Raw genomic sequence first — 17190 nt, 5'->3', positions numbered from 1 at the left:
AGGCCGTTCATGAAAACCCGACGCATTAGTGGGATCGAAATCCTGATCCGGAAGTTATCTGGATCCCGGTATTTCGCTCATACTGTTCGATGGTCTCCAGAAATTTCTGTACCTGCAAAAGCTCATAGCTATCTGCGTGGTAAAAAAGCCAGGTGTTCCGGCGCAGAGGAGTTCCATCCTTCAAAAACAGCGGGACCACCTTTCCCGGAAAATCTCCGAGACAGATGGCGGGAAGGGTGGACCAGCCGAGTCCGGCGGCAGCCATCTCACGGCAGCTGTTGATGTCATCGAGCATCATCCGGGAATTCTGGATGTTGAATCCGTTCTCCTGGACCCACTGGCTCAGACGTTTTTCTTCCTCCGGGTCGGTGCGGTGGCTGATATACGGATATTCTGCCGGATTGCGGTCGGCGTTCTCGCGGCTGCAGACAAAGCAGACCGGTTCAGAGGAGAGGAGGATCCGTCCTTCCTCCCAGGGATATTCTCCGCGGAGGATCGCGAGCGGAAATTTTCTCTCGGAAAGCTGCCGGAACAGCGTCTGGCTGTGACCGGTCGAGATACTGATATCGACCTGCGGATACTGTTCCGTGTAAAGGCGCATAACGCTCGGAAGACGGTAGCGGCAGTAATTGATGGAAGTACCGATGGATAAAGAACCTCCGACCACTCCTTTGGATGCATGAATGGAGTTGCGGAGCTGTTCATTCATCTCGCACATCTGCCGGCAGTAGGAGACAACAGATTCTCCGACGGAGTTAAAGAGCACGCCCTTTCTGGAACGGATCAGAAGCTCAGAACCAAGTTCCTCCTCGATGCGGCGGATCCGCTTCGTAAGAGCCGGCTGGGTCAGAAAGTGCTGGTCAGCAACTTTTGTGATGTTTTTCGTCTCATAGAGATCGATCAAAAGCTGATAGTCCTGTTCATTCATAAAGCTGTAACCTCCTTAAAATATGATACCGGTTTGGTTTACACAGAATCCCTTTTATATCTGCAATTTGCCCCGGTTTGTGTGAAACAGGTGCAGCGACTTCAAGGGCTGCTTAGTAATGAACCCGAATTTATGAATCCGGAAAGGCAAAAAATTAAAAAATGCGGGCAGAAGAATGTTTGAGTTCGTGGTGTCTGTCCTGATATCATCAAAATTAGTTATCCAAATTCAGTATATCATATAAATAAAAAGAATGTAAGGAGCAATGACAATGTATATGACAAAATATCCATGCGTTTACATGCGCGGCGGCACAAGCAAAGCTGTATTTTTCCATGAGAAGGATCTTCCGAAGGACCAGTCCAAGTGGGACGAGCTGTTCTTAAAGGTTATGGGAAGCCCGGATGTCAAGCAGATCGACGGCATGGGAGGAACCGTTTCCTCCACAAGCAAGATCGCGATCATTTCCCCATCCGACCGTGAGGATGTGGATGTTAACTATTCCTTCCGACAGGTTGATATCGTGATCCCGAATGTCGATAAAAAGGCAAACTGCGGAAACATTTCCTCCGCGGTCGGTCCGTTTGCGATCGATGAAGGACTTGTTCCGGCGGTGGAGCCGATCACGGTCGTAAAGGTGCTCAACACCAACACAAACAAGATCATCGAGGAGCATGTCCGTGTGAAGGACGGTCACGCGATGGTGGACGGAGATGAGGTGATCCGCGGAGTTCCGGGGACAGGAAGCCGGATCGACATGTACTTTATGGAACCGGCCGGTGCAGCAACCGGAAAGCTGTTCCCGACAGGCAACCGCAAGGATGTATTTGATATTCCGGATTACGGTCCGATCGAGGTTTCCATCGTGGACTGCTCCAACACGATCGTGTTTATGCGTGCAAAAGACCTTGGGATTAAGGGAACCGAGCTTACCGAGTTAAATGCAAACAAAGATGTGATGGAACACATTGAACGGATCCGCTGTTTTGCAGCAAAGGCGTGCGGCTTTGTTGAAAACTGGGAGGACGCAAGAACAAAATCAACATCCCTGCCGAAGGTTTCCATCATCTCTGAGCCGCAGGATTATAAAGACATGGACGGAAACCTGACTCCGGCTGACACGATGGATATCTGCGTCCGTGCGGTATCTGTCGGCTCCCTTCACAAGGCATATCCGATCACGGTTTCCATCGGAACAGGAGCTGCGGCACTTCTTCCGGGAACGATCGTCAATGATCTTGTTCAGCCGAAAGAGGGTCAGTCTATCGTCCGCCTCGGACATGCCAGCGGCGTGACTGCCGTAGACATCAAGATCGACGGCGACCATGTCATCAAGGGCGGCGTCACAAGAACTGCGCGCCGCATCATGGATGGCTATGTATATGTAAGAGAATAAATAAAGTCCCCAAATACCCTTCAATCTGAAATTCCTGCGAGGCGTCAGCTCCATACCGCACCCCGCAGGGATAGTACCCCAAAAGTACAGCGAAGAGTTTCACAATAGAAAATAAAATCAGGAGGAAATCAAGATGGTGACATTGCATGAAGGAAAACAGTTCATCATTGACAACGAGAGGATCGCAACAGCCGAAGAAGCTGCAAATCTTTCCGAGGAAGAAGGAAGAAAAGAGACTCTGACTTATCAGGTGTTAGCGGCTCACAACCACTCCGGAAACATGAAAAATCTGGAGATCCAGTTTGATTCCATGGGTGTGTACGATAACACATACGTCGGAATCCTACAGACCGCATATGCCAGTGGATTAAAGGAATTCCCGATGCCGTGCGTATTCACAAACTGCCACAACTGTCTGTGCGCGGTAGGCGGAACGATCAACACGGATGTTCACAAATATGCGGAGTCCGCATGTAAGAAATCCGGTGGAATTTTCGTACCGCCGCACGAGGCTGTTATCCACCAGTACATGCGTGAGATGATCGTAAAATCCGGCGGAATGTCCATCGTTTCCGACTCCCACACCCGTTACGGAACCCAGGGTTCCATCTCCATCGGAGAGGGCGGTCCGGAGCTTGCAAAGGCCATGCTCGGAAAATATTATGAGATCGAATATCCGGGTGTGATCGCGGTATTCTTAACCGGAAAACCGAAGCCGTGGGTAGGTCCGATGGACGTTGCCTTAAGCATTATCGGAAAAGTATTTAAGAATAACTTCGTAAAGAACAAAATCCTCGAGTTCGTTGGTCCTGGCGTTTCCAGTATGTCCATGGACTTCAGAAACGGAATCGATACGATGACGACGGAGTCCGCATGTCTTTCCTCCGTATGGGCGACAGATGAGCAGACAAAGCGCTACTTCGAGATCCACAAGCGTCCGGATGACTTCAAGGAGATGAAGCCGGGCCATGCAGCCATGTATGACGGAATCGTTGAGATCAACCTCGACACGATCATTCCGATGATCGCACTTCCGTTCCATCCGAGCAACGCATATCCGTTAGCAGACGTGATTGCTGATCCGGAAAAATACATGACACTCACAGAGAAAGAGGCAGAGCGCGTCTTTGAGAACAACAAGGACATTCATCTTGACCTCCACTCCAAGATCCAGAACGGTAAGATCAAGGTTGACCAGGCAGCGATCGCCGGATGTGCAGCAGGTTCCTTTGAGAACATCTTCGCGGTAGACCAGATCGCAAAGAAAATGAACCATGGTCTCGGAACCTTCCCGTTCAACATCTATCCGGCATCCCAGCCGATCATGTACGAGTTAAATAAAATCGGTGTTTTAAATGACTTAATGAATTACGGCGTCCGCGTAAAGACAGCATTCTGCGGACCGTGCTTCGGAGCTTCTGATGCACCTGGAAACAACGATTTCTGTATCCGTCACAGCACGAGAAACTTCCCGAACCGTGAAGGCTCCAACCCGGCAAACGGCCAGATTGCTTCCGTTGCCTTAATGGATTCCAAGTCGATCGCTGCGACCGCATTTAACGGCGGATACCTGACTTCCGCCGAGGACTGTCCGGTTGTTTACGAGACTCCGGAGTATGAATTCAATGAGCACATTTATGACAACATCGTGTATAATGGATTTGGAAAAGCAAAACCGGAGACAGAGATCGTTTACGGTCCGTCCATCAAAGACTGGCCGAAGATGCCGGCACTGACCGAGAACCTTCTTCTTCAGGTTGCCAGCGTGATCCGCGATGAGGTGACAACAACGGATGAGCTGATCCCGTCCGGTGAGACAGCTTCCTACCGTTCCAACCCGTACAAGATCTCTGAGTTCACCCTGATCCGGAAGGATCCGCAGTATGTGGGACGCGCGAAAGCCGCACAGGAGTTCGAGAAGGCGAGAGTTGCAGGCGATAAGGAGAAAGCAGGAACCTTCTATCAGGTACTCAAGGCGGTCGGTGTTGACACTCCGGTCGAGGAACTCATGAAGACAACCGGGATCGGATCTGTCCTCTACGCAAAGAGACCGGGCGATGGTTCTGCGAGAGAGTACGCGGCAAGCTGCCAGAAAGTACTCGGTGGACTTGCAAACATCTGCATCGAGTATGCGACAAAGAGATACCGCAGCAACTGCGTCAACTGGGGAATTCTGCCGTTCACATGTCCGGAAAAAGAGATTGTTCTTGAGCCGGGTGAGTACCTGTATCTTCCGGGAATCCGCAAAGCAGTGGAAGACGGTGCGACAAGATTTACGGCAAAAGTGATCGGAAAAGACGGCGCAGTCCGCGACCTTGAGTTAGAGCTGAACGGCGTAACCGAGGCAGAGAAGAAGGTTCTTTTAGCGGGAAGCCTGATCAATTCCTATAAGGAAGCGTAAATATTAAAATAATACAATACTGCCGGTCCGGTCAGCGTGAAATTGCGCGCTGACCGCGGGCTGGAAAACAGGGGTATCACGAATATTTGGAGGTATTACATATGAAACTGGCAATCATCGGCTTTGTACTCATGATCGTCTTAATGTACGTGCTCATCCGGGAAAAGATGGCTCCGCCTGTGGCATTCATCCTTCTCCCACTGATCGCAGCGGCATGTGCAGGATTCGGAATGGAAGATATCGCGGGTTTTGTGAAAACAGGTATGAATTCCATGTTAAGCACCGCGATCCTGTTCGTCTTTTCCATCTCATATTTCACATTGATGTCCGATAAAGGACTTTTTGATCCGATCATCAATTTCCTGATCAAAAAAGCGGGAACGAATGTGACAACGATCCTCGTTGCGGCAGTGCTCACAACCTTCGTTGCACACTTAGACGGATCCGGTGCGACTACATTCTTAATCGTAGTTCCGGCGTTCTTACCGATCTGCAAGGAGATGGGAATCCGCCCGAAGGCTCTGCTCGGCGCAATGTGCGGCGCTTACGGCGTGATGAACATCGTTCCGTGGGGCGGTCCGACGATGCGTGCAGCGAGTGTTGCTGGTGTGGAAGCCGGTGATCTCTACAGTTTTATCATTCCGGGAATCGCATGTCTGGTTCTTATGGCATTTGTGATCGTATTTGTAGTTGCCATGATCGAAAAGAAAAACGGCGCCGGAAATGCGGCAAAGATCGAGTCCGAACAGAAAAAGGCAGAGGAGAAGAAGGTAACCTATGACGCCATCTACTGGTTTAACCTGATCCTCACGATCGTGATGCTCGTTTTCTTATTCATGGATCTTCCGATTCCGTTATATTCGATCTTCATGGTTGCTTACGCGATCGCCCTCATCGTAAACTTTAAAAGCGTCAAGGAACAGAGCAAAAAGATCAAAGAGTACGGCTCTAATGCCATGGTCATGACTGTCACCTTATTTGCAGTCGGAATCTTCATGGGAGTTATCAAGGACTCCGGCATGGTGGAAGCGATGGCAGAGACGATCGTCAATGCACTTCCGGCAGTGATCGCACCGCACATGCACTGGTTCATGGCACTCTTCTCCGTACCGCTCCTGATGATCCTTGGAACGGATGCTTTCTACTACGCACTTCTCCCGATTATTATCGGCGTAGTACAGCCGTTCGGCATCACTCCGGAAACGGTAGCGGCAACCTTCCTTTTATCAGCCACAATGGCAACTCCGATCAGCCCGTCCGTTGCAGCCGTGTACGTGGGCCTCGGTCTTGCAGACGTCTCCATCAGCGAGCATATCCGCTACTCCCTGCGCCTTGTATGGCCGGCGAGCATTGCGGTACTGATCTTATCAACGCTGGTTGGCGTGATCCAGTTCTAAGAAAAAAGACCACCCTGTCTGGCTGAAAAGCCGGATGGAGGTGGTCTTTTTTCACTTATTATGCAAAAATCGATCTAATTTTGTCAGAGTTCTTCTTCCGGATGAAAATCTGCCATGAATCGTTTCAGGAGATAGGTGCAGAAATACGGGAAGGTGTAAGTACAGTTTTCGTGACCAATATTCTGGGATGAAAATTTAAAGCCATAGCGGATATCCGGATAGCGCTCCGAATTAATCAGGGTGTTCATGGATTTTGCTCTTCCGCTGGCAGCTTTCACTTCCAGTGGAATCAGGGAAGTCATGGAGCGGATAAAGAAATCTGCTTCAAGTGTAGATGTTTCTTTTTTATAATAATAAAGCTTATAATGCTGTTTGACTAAAGCTTCCCCGACAATATTTTCATATAAGGCACCTTTGTAGACTCCGAGATTCTTGTTGGCGCGCAGATCTTCCTGGGATTCATCATCCAGCATGGACACAAGAAGACCGGTGTCGGCAAAGTATAATTTAAAAATATCCGGATCATAATTGCCGCCCAGAGGAAGTTCCGGAAACTCCAGACAATAGCAGATATTTACCATACCGGCATCGACAAGCCATTCTGCACACCCGCGGTAATCACGGAACCGCGCACCGGACGCCACTTTTGAAATCTGGAATTTCTTGTTTTCTTTTGCGAGCTGTGGAGCAATCCGGTTGAAAACATTTAAGATTCTCGTCTGATCGATCCCCTGCGCGTATTTACGGATATCTTCTTTATAGTCGGCGATCAGCTGTCTTTGCGTGTCGAGAGAGTTTTCGAAAGTGTTTCTCTGGATATATTCCGCCACTACGGCAGGCATACCGCCCAAAACACAGAAATCAAGAAACAGGGAATGGTACACTTTCATTTCCAGCTCATTAAACGGGCGCAGTTCCCTCATATGAGAAAGCATACTCTGGACAGTTGCATCATCATAGCCTTTTGCCCATAAAAATTCTTCGAAGTCAAGAGAGAACATTTCATAATCTTTCTTATATCCAACACTGTTGCTCTCGATTTTGCGATAGTTTACACCGAGCATGGAACCGCTGCAAATGACGTCAAACCGCCCGTCAATGCAAAAAAATTTCAGAGAGGTAGCAATTTCAGGAAATTCAGTAATTTCATCAAAAAAGATCAATGTTTTTTGCGGAATGAATTTCTTTGACGGATCGATCAGGGAAATATTTTTTATGATATCAGCTGCCTCGTAACCGTCAGAAATGATCCCCTTATACTTCTCGTCTCTTACAAAATTGATCTCTATAATACTTTCATAGTTTTCGGCCGCAAAATGTTTGATGGATTCTGTTTTGCCAACCTGGCGGCTTCCTTTGATGATCAGTGGTTTTCTGTGCGGGTCGGATTTCCATTCACAGAGAAAATTGTCTACCTTTCGTTTTAAATACATGTGTGCACCTCCGTTCTTTATTATGAGTATACACAAAAAAACAGCGAATATCAATTATAATATCACAAAAAAACAGCGAATAATTTTAAATATAACACAAAAATAAATTATATGATGGGTATACGTGTATTTGTCAAGAAAAGCAGACAACAAGAAAGACCGCAGCAATCGATACCTGGATTGCTGCGGTCTCTAAAATTAAGCCAGATCGTCTGATCAACAACAGTCAGCCAGATCCCACCGATCAGCCATGCTTTTCATCGCAATATCTGCACCGATACACCTCATGATCTTTATCATCGAGATAGAAGATATGCGGAAGCTCCTGCTCGATCGAGGTGATGCAGCGCGGGTTCTTGCAGTGGATCACGTTCTTTAAGATCTTCGGGAGATGAAGGCTGCGCTTTTCGGCGATCTTGTCATCGCGGATGATGTTGACGGTGATGTTGTGGTCGATGTAGCCGAGAACATCGAGGTCGATGGCGTCGAGCGGTCCCTCGATCTTGATGATGTCTTTCCGGCCCATCTTGTTGCTCTTCGCGTTCTTGATGATTGCGACGGTGCAGTCCAGCTCGCCTAAACGCAGGTAGCGGTAGATATCCATACTTTTTCCTGCTTGGATATGGTCAAGGACAACACCTTCCCGGATTCCGCTGATATTTAACATGGTTTTTCTACCTCCAGTAATGTCATAATGAGAGCCATACGGACATATACGCCGTTCTGGACCTGTTTAAAGTATGCGGCACGCGGATCATCATCGACTTCGACGGAAATCTCATTGACACGCGGGAGCGGGTGCAGAACGTACATATCCGGTTTTGCGAGTTTCATCTTTTCTTTGTCGAGAATGTAGCAGTCCTTCATGCGGATGTAGTCTTCCTCGTTGAAGAAACGTTCCTTCTGGACTCTTGTCATGTAGAGGATATCCAGTTCTTCCATTGCGTCATCAAGACTGGTTGTCTCACGGTACTCGATATTTTTGGCATCAAGGACACTCTCCTTGATATAATCTGGTACCTTTAACTCCGGCGGGGAGATCAGGATAAAGCGGATCCCCTCATAGCGGGAGAGTGCATTGATCAGAGAGTGGACCGTGCGGCCAAATTTTAAATCTCCGCAGAGTCCGACCGTCATATTGGAAAGTCTGCCCTTTAAGGAACGGATCGTATATAAATCAGTTAAAGTCTGTGTGGGATGCTGATGACCGCCGTCTCCGGCATTGATAACAGGAATCGAAGATTTGGTGGAGGCAACATAGGCTGCGCCTTCTTTTGGATGTCTCATTGCGCAGATATCTGCGTAACAGGAAATAACACGAATTGTATCGGAAACACTTTCACCCTTGGTCGCGGAACTGGAATCGGCGGAAGCAAAACCGAGAACGGAACCTCCGAGGTTTAACATGGCCGCTTCAAAACTTAAACGGGTTCTTGTGCTTGGCTCATAGAAAAGGGTTGCTAATTTCTTTCCGTCACACACGTGTGCGTATCGGGAACGGTCTTTCTCAATGTCGGCGGCAAGCTCTAAGAGATTGTCCGTCTCCTCAAGAGAAAAGTCAAGAGGATTTAACATGTGTCTCATGATGTTTGTAATCTCCTTCCAAGTGTTTTGCGTTACCATGCTGGGTAGGAATTTTCTGAACTGAAAATTCCGTACAGTTATAGTAGGGGGAGTGGATTTTGCCGATTCGGAATGCGAAGCATCGGCAAAATCTGTTATCGTTCATGCAGTGCAGGAACGATAACATTTTTATTATTATAGCGAATCCGGAGTGGAATTTCCACTATTTTTTTGAAGAAAATTATGATAAAATGAAGATCAGTGGGTGCAATGCACAAAAGAAAAATAATCGGATGCCTCTGGAAGGCCTGTGTTTCCGGGAAAAAGGAAGCCGGAGCGAAGGCGCACCGGGCAGAACGGATCGTTGGAGGAACCATGAAAAAGACGATGGAGCAGATCATCCTGGAAGGTCAGGTCGCAAAATGCCGCTCCCTGGAGGAACTTTATGTGCTGTGGGAGCTGATGCAGCAGATGGAGGAAGATCCGGACGGAAAGACCTGTTATCCGGAAATGGATCAGAGAAATTTTCATATTGACGGAATCGTGGACCCGGTGCACTATGACGGGACCCTTTATATATTAAAAGAGACGAACATGCGGAAAATGATCCAGAAAGGCGAGACGATGCCGGTGGTCTCGGATATCCGGGGCGACTTTCTCTCCGGGAAGAGTCCGTCTGGCCGGGTGGAATATCTGGAGTATCTCACTGGCATGCAGAAGGTCCTCTGGGAGGAACGTCATCCGGGGGAAGAGTGCAGACTTACCGGGAAAAAGCTCCGCGAGAAGGCGGCGGTCCTCTATCTCAATAAGCGCGGCGGAAAGGGCGCGGCCGATGAGGTCAGCCTGGATTATGGTCAGTACTATATGGAGTTTATCAAGAAGCAGATCCGGCTTTTAAACCCGAAGACCGTGGTCTGCTGCGGAGAGGACCTCTTCCGCTTGATCGTGATGGAAGTGTTCCAGAATAAGAAACAGAAAAAGAACCGGGAGATCTACATGAAATGGAAAGATCTGATCCAGGGAGATGTCTTTTTTGCGGACCGGGAATACCGTCCGATAAAAGAGGCAAAGAAAGATGAGGCGGCTGTCCGCGTTGTGAGGATGTGGAATCCGTCCTACCGGGTGAATAATGGACAGTATGTGTCGCTGGAGGAGTATCTGAAGGAGTTCCGGAGAAGACGTTCCGGCGGGAAAGAGGATGAGCAGGAGAATCTGCAAAGCGCGGAGCCAGATGAGGAAAACACGGAGTCCCCGATGACAGAGGATCCGGCTGTGGAGAAATCAGAATAGTGCAGGGATACAAGGGAATTCTGGAAGTTTGAAAAAATGGACAGAGTTCCTTTTTCTATGACAGAAAATTCCAAAGGAATTTCCCGCTGCACAAAAAATGCAATGTATGAGAGATGTACACTTGTACGAAGAGGAAGGTCTTCGCTGGAGACTGCACAAAGAGCCCGAATGTGACAGGTCATATTTCTGATCTGTAAGAATTGCTTTTCACAGGAAGAAACTTTCTGAACAGATGATCTTAAAACAGACAGGAATCATCATGGATTTCGCCAATCTGAAATATGGTAAGAAATTGTAAGAATAATTAAGTAATTTTATATAGTCAGAACATGATGCAGACAGTATACTTGAGGTACAAAAAGAACTTTGACGTCAAGATGAAACGTCAGGAATGACAGGCGCGGCGGAAAAGAATGCTGTGTAAAAATTGTAGAAAAAGGAGGCGGACGGATGCAGCAGAGCGACGAAGCGGTGATCCGGGTAAAGGATCTGTACAAGGTATACCGCATGGGCGAAGAAAAAGTGTATGCGCTGAACGGGGTCAGCTTTGAGATCCACAAAGGCGAGTTCTGCGCGATCACAGGACCGTCCGGATCCGGAAAATCGACACTTTTAAATATGCTGGCGGGACTGGAACATCCGACAAAGGGCGAGATCGTGATCGCCGGAAAACATATCGAAAAGCTGAATGAGAAACAGCTTGTAACATTCCGCAGGGAGCGGGTCGGATTTATCTTTCAGTCCTACAACCTGATCGGGACGATGGATGCGGTGGAAAATGTGGCTTTGCCGTTATCGTTTCGGGGAATGCCGAGGGCAGCGAGGATCAAGCGGGCGAAACAGTATTTAAAGCTTGTGGGACTTGAAAAATTTATGACCCACATGCCGAACCAGATGTCCGGCGGACAGCAGCAGCGAGTCGGAATCGCGAGAGCCCTGGCGATGAACCCGCAGATCATCTTCGCGGACGAGCCCACGGGAAACCTGGATTCGAAGACAACGATGGAAGTATTAAAACTCATGCAGAAGGTCGTAAGAGAACAGAAACAGACGCTTGTGATGGTTACCCACGACAATAATCTGGCGACCTACGCGGACCGGATCTTTAAAATCATCGACGGAAAGATCGTGAGCATCGAGGAGAATCACCATGAGGTGGACCTGGTGCAGTTAGAAGAGTCCATGCAGGCGGCGGCAGAGGCGCAGGCGGAGGGAAAATTTAAGAATCCGGCAGCAGAAGAGCAAATAGAGACAGTTGTGGAAGCAGAAGAACACCGGATAGAGGGAAAGTCAGAATAACAATCGACAAAATTTTGGAATAAACGCAAAAATATGGAAAGCTGGCACAAATAACTAAAATAGAACAGCCAGGAGGAGAGGAACAGTATGAAAATAAAAGGATTACGCTGGATGGCAACATTCCTTGCTGCGTGTATGCTGATGGGCGCAGTCCCGGCAACTGCATTCGCGGCGAAGGAGACAACAGAAGCGGCGGAGACGATCCCACAGGTATACAGGATGGATGACGACAATGATACCGTCCGCCTTGTGATCGGAAAGACGCCGACCTTATATATCGGAAAAAACGGAACCGTCTCTGTGACACTCATGAACATGGAGGACAAAGACTGGGTCGAGACAGAGATCTGGATCGCCTCAGAGGATGATTTCCGGAACCATTATTCCGATGAGATCACAAAGACGGAGGACCGTGACAGCGAGGAGAGCAGCATCGCCCAGTCCATGAAGACGATCTACCCCTTGGAGGTGACGGATTCTTAAAACCGCCATTATAAGGTTGGTCATGTAAACAAAAAAGCGAAAAAGACCGTCAACCTGAATGTCAATGTAAAAAAAGGTCTGGAAGAGGGATACTATCCGATCCTGATCTATATCTCGAAGCGCGCTCAGGGCGAGGACGGAATGTCATCCGAGTACGCAAAGACCATAATGGCATGGATCGAGACAAAGAAGACAACAGGAACCAGTGAGACAAATGAGGACAACTCCGAGCCGGTAGCATTCGCCCTCGGCGAGAATCAGTCCACCCCGTCCGCAAACTATTCCGAGGTCATGAATTTCGATGTAAATGTGAGAAATACCGGTTATAAGACCGCCTACGATGTGCGTGTCGATATGGAGCTCTCTGAGGATATCGCGAAGTTTCCGTTTGAGATCAATGACGGAAATTATGACCGGCAGCTGGGAAATATGAACCCGGATCAGACGGTGGCGGTTCCGTTCAGCATGGCAGTGCGGGAAAAGGCGAAATCCGGCTATTACCCGATCAAGTTTAAGATCCGTTACCGGGAAAATGAGAATGGAAACTTTGCTGCTCCTGTTGAGGATACCTTTTATGTGCGGGTCTATGGAAAAGACGAGGATGATTCTCTGGATTCTGAAGCAGGCGAGAACGAAAGAACAAAGGCGCGTATCATCGTCGACAGCTTTGAGACGGATCCTGCGGAGATCTATGCCGGACAGGATTTTACGCTGAAGGTGCGCATGAAAAACGCTTCCAACAGTATCGCGGCCAGCAACATCCTGTTTACCTTCGAGTCGGAAACAGTGAGCGACAGTCCGGTATTTACGACGGTGAACGGTTCAAACTCCGTGGTTGTCAATTCTCTGGCACCGGGAGCATCTGACACGCTGACGATAAAATTTTCTTCAAGTCCCACAGCGGAACAGCGTTCCTACACGATCACGATCAATGAGCAGTATGACAGCCCGGAATTCAAGAACGCGAAGGAAGCCGTAAAGATCGCGGTTGGATTAAAGCAGGAGGCACGGTTAAATACCGGTACCATCGAGGTCATGCCGGATGCTATTTCCGTCGGCGAGGAGTCAAACGTGATGTTCTCCATCAACAACACCGGAAAAGTCATGCTCTATAATGTGAACGCGGTCTTTGAGGCAGACTCTATCCAGAAGAATGAGGCGTATGTTGGAAATATCGAACCCGGAAAAAGCGGAAACGTGGATACGATGATCAACGGAATCGCGCCGACCGCGGATGATGGAAAGGTTAAACTCTCCATTACATATGAGGATGAGAACGGAAAAGTCTCCACGGTCGAGAAAGAGATCCAGCTTATGGTAAATGAGGATCAGAGCATGGATGAAAGCAATGTTGATGATACCTGGAACAGTGACGATGTACAGCCGGAACCATCCACGACGGATAAACTGAAACATCTCGCGATCCCGGTGGGAATCGTTGGAGTGATCCTTGCAGCTGTGATCCTTGTGGTCATCAGACGCAAAAAGAAGAAAGCGGGAATGGACGATGAGATTCTTTGATCTGCTCATCATGAGCATCAATAACCTGCGCAGACGGAAACTCAGGACGGGACTTACCGTTCTGGGTGTTGTCATCGGCACAGCCTCCATCGTAGTCATGGTCTCTCTGGGAATCGGATTGAAGGAAAATACCGTGGAATCCTATGCTTCCTTCGGAAGTCTCACAAGGATCCAGATCAGTTCCGGATACGGGAACCAGTCCGAGGACGATTACCTCGTGGACGCCACGGTGACGAAGCTTGCGAAGATCCCGCATGTGAAGAGTGTGTCCCCGATCCTGGAGACAGATGTGAATCTGAAGCAGGGAGTTTATCAGGGATATTCGAACATTGTGGGAATGCCCAGAGAGGAGCTGGAACAGATTCCGCTGGCGGAGGGAAAACTTCCGAACAAGAATGCGGCGACTCTGGAGTTTATCGTCGGAAATATGGTTTCCGACAACTTTTATAACAGCAAGACCGGAAAGGGAAGCTGGGACGGAGAGGATCTTTCCAAAGTGGATCTTATACACAAGCCGTTTTTTACCATGTTCCAGAATATGGGAAACGGGGATGAAAGCAGCCAGAAAAAGTATCTTTTCCCGGCCTGCGCTCTGGTGGATGGCGGTGAGAACGGATTTTCTGAGTATGGATACCAGATCTACACGGATATCGATCTGTTAAAGACCCAGCTGAAAAAGATCTACCGGAAGAACCCGATCCCCGGACAGCCGACAAATAAAAAGGGAAAACCCTACAATTATTTTGTCTACAATATGATTTACGTGAATGTGGACGATATGGAGCATGTGACGGAGGTCCAGAAAGCGATCACAGATATGGGCTACGAGGCCTACAGCAGCATGCAGTGGCTCGAACAGGCCCAGCAGCAGACGGATATGATCCAGGCGGTCCTCGGAGGCATCGGTGCTGTATCGCTGTTTGTGGCGGCAATCGGAATCGCGAACACGATGATGATGTCCATCTATGAGAGAACGAAGGAGATCGGTGTGCTGAAGGTTTTGGGATGTGCGCTTGGAGATATCCGGACGATGTTTTTGATGGAGGCAGGATTTATCGGATTTATGGGAGGCGTTCTGGGACTTGGCTTAAGCTACAGCGTCTCCGCGGCGATCAATAAGTTTCTGGGAGCCAGTCTCTCCGGCATGACCGGCGGTTCCGGAGCGATCTCAAGGATCCCGCTGTGGCTTTCCGGATCCGCTGTGGTCTTTGCGGTCCTCATCGGCATGCTGGCCGGACTTTTCCCGGCACTGCGGGCGATGAAATTAAGTCCGCTGGCGGCGATCAGAAATGAATAAGGTAAATGAGTCCTGGGTGCGCTGACACCTTAAAAATCTGACATTTCATCCAGTCCGCAGGCAGGTTGGGGAGTAGCAGAAAAACTCTACAGTTATGCCGCACATGGAGAGGCGGACGGTTGCCAGACAACAGAAAAATCGGGATTAAAAGATCCGGTAAACCAAAAGACACGCCATACAGATTTCACTTAAAACCTGTATGACGTGTCTTTTTCAATTCTTAAAATATCTGATCATTTACCCGGCACTTAAGCCTTGGCCGCCTTCTGTCTGGACAGTGTCTGTACACCCTCAATAACAAGGATGATCGCAAGGAAGATCAGAAGGATTCCGAGGATCGTCTGTGCCCACGGACCCCAGTCAGCGCCGCCTGCAGCGATCATGCCGATCTGGTTCTTAACTGTGAGTGCAAGGGATGTGATCGTAACGACGATCATGAATGCCATCGGGATCAGGAACATCTTGTTGTTTTTGCCCATGTTTCCGAGCCATGTGGCAACGGCTAAGAGGCCGATACCTGCAAGAAGCTGGTTTGCAGCTCCGAAGAGCCCCCAGATCTTTCCGTATCCGTTCATACCGAGAAGGATGCCCAGAACAACCGTGAGGATTGTAGCGAAGTATGGATTTACCATAACCTTTTTCCAGCCCTCTTTGATATCAGCAGCAGTTTCGCCCGGCTCAAGCCAGAACTCCTGGAACATGAAACGCGCAAGACGGGTTGCGGTATCAAGAGAAGTCAGGCAGAATGCGGAATATGTAAGTACCAGTAAGGAGTTTAAAATGCTGTAGCTTCCCGGGATGATATCGTCGATCATGTGAGCGATACCGCCGCCAAAGATCGCTGTCGCGCCCTTTAACGCCTGGTCCGGATGAACCGCGTTCCACTTGTAAGCATAACCGATGGCACAGAGCGTTAAAACTGCGAGAACACACTCTAAGAGCATTCCGCCGTAAGCGATCGGTTTCGCGTCAGTCTCTTTGTCGAGCTGCTTGGATGTGGTACCGGAAGAAACCAGAGAGTGGAAACCGGAGATCGCACCGCAGGCAACGGTTGTAAACAGTACCGGGAACATGTACTGAACGCCGTTTCCGTTGTCAACTGCAAAGCTTGTCACAGCCGGGAAAGAGGAGTCGAAAGTCGGATGAGCGACGATGACGCCGAATGCTGCAACTGCTAACATTGCGTAAAGCAGGAAGGAACTTAAGTAGTCACGCGGCTGGAGAAGGATCCATACCGGTGTTACAGAAGCGATGGCGATGTAAAGACCAACGATCCACATCCATGCCTTTGTGGAGAGGTAGATCGGATGAAAGTTCATTCCGATCGCCATGATCAGAACGATCGCAAGAACGCCGAATACGGAAGCGATACCCATCGGCATGTTGCGGCGGTATACACAGAAACCGAACACGATCGCGATCAGGATGAACAGGATCGAGATCATTGCTACAGTTGCCGGAGTCGCAGATTTCGCCATATCAAGAGCGCCGCTTTCATCGTAAACTGCACCGAATGTGGAAGCAACGATCGAAGCGAAGGCTGCTACGACTAAGATCAGTGTCAGGTAAGAGAAGATGATGAACAGCTGTTTTGCACGTTTGCTCATGTTTGCAGAGATGATCTCTCCGATGGACTGTCCTTTGCTGCGGACAGAAGCGAAGAGTGCACCGAAGTCATGGACACCGCCGAAGAAGATACCGCCGACGAGGATCCATAAGGTAACCGGGAGCCAGCCGAACATGGCTGCGCCGATCGGTCCCGTGATCGGGCCTGCGCCTGCGATGGAGGAAAAGTGATGTCCCATCAGAACCGGAGCTTTTGCCGGTACATAGTCGACACCGTCAGCCATTGTGTGAGCCGGTGTCTCAGTTTTGCTTTCGCCTACGCCCCACTGCTTGCACAGCCAGCCGCCGTAGCAGACATAGCCGATGCCAAGAATGGCAACACAGACGATGAGAAGTACTAATGAATTCATTGTTGCTATCTCCCTTTCTTTTAAAATATAATAATGTTGGGGTCAAAAGTTTTTGACCCCTTTGATACCGTATTGTTCCGCACTTTGTGCTCTCACAATACTCAAAAACATTCATAATCCGCTCATTTTTCTGCGAAAAATGGCTGCTTATTCATGTTTTTGGCGGGGTCCAAGGTCAAAAAACCTCTTGCAGGCAAGCCTGCATC

General features: G+C 48.9%; 13 protein-coding genes. 8 read left to right on the top strand and 5 right to left on the bottom strand.

All coding sequences use genetic code 11. The annotated features are described in order from the left end of the window. Window positions 1-25 precede the first annotated feature (25 nt). Window positions 26-928 (bottom strand): LysR family transcriptional regulator, encoded by a 903-nt coding sequence (locus tag FN001_RS00505; protein ID WP_142410480.1) that lies wholly within the window; start codon window positions 926-928, stop codon window positions 26-28. Between the two features lie 271 nt (window positions 929-1199). On the opposite strand from FN001_RS00505, the gene FN001_RS00500 reads away from it, so the two are divergent. The 3 genes from FN001_RS00500 (at window position 1200) to FN001_RS00490 (ending at window position 6122) form a co-directional block, all read left to right on the top strand. Next, on the top strand, window positions 1200-2324 hold the full coding sequence (locus FN001_RS00500) for a 2-methylaconitate cis-trans isomerase PrpF family protein (protein WP_142410479.1): 1125 nt from the start codon (window positions 1200-1202) through the stop codon (window positions 2322-2324). A 133-nt stretch (window positions 2325-2457) separates the two neighbouring features. Further along, entirely contained in the window at window positions 2458-4725 is a 2268-nt protein-coding gene (locus tag FN001_RS00495; RefSeq protein ID WP_142410478.1) for a hydratase, read from the top strand. A gap of 101 nt (window positions 4726-4826) precedes the next feature. After that, window positions 4827-6122, top strand: a complete 1296-nt coding sequence (locus tag FN001_RS00490) for a CitMHS family transporter (protein ID WP_142410477.1) — start codon at window positions 4827-4829, stop codon at window positions 6120-6122. An 83-nt stretch (window positions 6123-6205) separates the two neighbouring features. Here the strand turns inward: FN001_RS00490 and FN001_RS00485 are convergent, their stop codons facing one another. The 3 genes from FN001_RS00485 to pyrB all read right to left on the bottom strand — a co-directional run bounded on the left by FN001_RS00485 (window position 6206) and on the right by pyrB (window position 9139). After that, a complete protein-coding gene (locus FN001_RS00485) occupies window positions 6206-7555 on the bottom strand; it encodes an ATP-binding protein (protein WP_142410476.1) in 1350 nt (449 codons plus the stop codon). 244 nt (window positions 7556-7799) lie between these two features. Next, window positions 7800-8222 carry an aspartate carbamoyltransferase regulatory subunit gene (locus FN001_RS00480; RefSeq protein WP_142410475.1) on the bottom strand — a complete coding sequence of 141 codons (423 nt, stop codon included), beginning with the start codon at window positions 8220-8222 and terminating at the stop codon, window positions 7800-7802. After that, window positions 8216-9139, bottom strand: a complete 924-nt coding sequence (gene pyrB / locus FN001_RS00475) for an aspartate carbamoyltransferase (RefSeq protein WP_118296946.1) — start codon at window positions 9137-9139, stop codon at window positions 8216-8218. The genes FN001_RS00480 and pyrB overlap by 7 nt, the downstream gene beginning before the upstream one ends. A 354-nt stretch (window positions 9140-9493) precedes the next feature. Here pyrB and FN001_RS00470 point away from each other — a divergent pair, with 354 nt between their 5' ends. The 5 genes from FN001_RS00470 (at window position 9494) to FN001_RS00455 (ending at window position 15008) form a co-directional block, all read left to right on the top strand. Then, on the top strand, window positions 9494-10408 hold the full coding sequence (locus FN001_RS00470; RefSeq protein WP_142410474.1) for a hypothetical protein: 915 nt from the start codon (window positions 9494-9496) through the stop codon (window positions 10406-10408). Window positions 10409-10858: 450 nt separating this feature from the next. Further along, window positions 10859-11707, top strand: a complete 849-nt coding sequence (locus tag FN001_RS00465; protein WP_142410473.1) for an ABC transporter ATP-binding protein — start codon at window positions 10859-10861, stop codon at window positions 11705-11707. An 87-nt stretch (window positions 11708-11794) separates the two neighbouring features. Next, the gene (locus FN001_RS18290) at window positions 11795-12190 is read left to right on the top strand and encodes a hypothetical protein (protein WP_243121906.1); all 396 of its coding nucleotides are present in this window, start codon (window positions 11795-11797) and stop codon (window positions 12188-12190) included. Window positions 12191-12331: 141 nt separating this feature from the next. Continuing rightward, window positions 12332-13711, top strand: coding sequence for a COG1361 S-layer family protein (locus tag FN001_RS00460; RefSeq protein ID WP_243121905.1), 1380 nt, complete (start codon window positions 12332-12334; stop codon window positions 13709-13711). After that, window positions 13698-15008, top strand: coding sequence for an ABC transporter permease (locus tag FN001_RS00455; protein ID WP_142410472.1), 1311 nt, complete (start codon window positions 13698-13700; stop codon window positions 15006-15008). Before FN001_RS00460 ends, FN001_RS00455 begins: the two co-directional genes overlap by 14 nt. A 248-nt stretch (window positions 15009-15256) precedes the next feature. On the opposite strand, the gene FN001_RS00450 is transcribed toward FN001_RS00455, so the two are convergent. After that, the gene (locus FN001_RS00450; protein ID WP_142410471.1) at window positions 15257-16984 is read right to left on the bottom strand and encodes a carbon starvation CstA family protein; all 1728 of its coding nucleotides are present in this window, start codon (window positions 16982-16984) and stop codon (window positions 15257-15259) included. Window positions 16985-17190 lie beyond the last annotated feature (206 nt).

The sequence above is a fragment of the Clostridium sp. Marseille-P7770 genome (assembly GCF_902143525.1).
Classification (GTDB): Bacteria; Bacillota; Clostridia; order Lachnospirales; family Lachnospiraceae; genus Pilosibacter.
The sequence above is the reverse complement of the archived record's forward strand: the minus strand, read 5'-3'. Positions and strand labels throughout refer to the sequence as shown.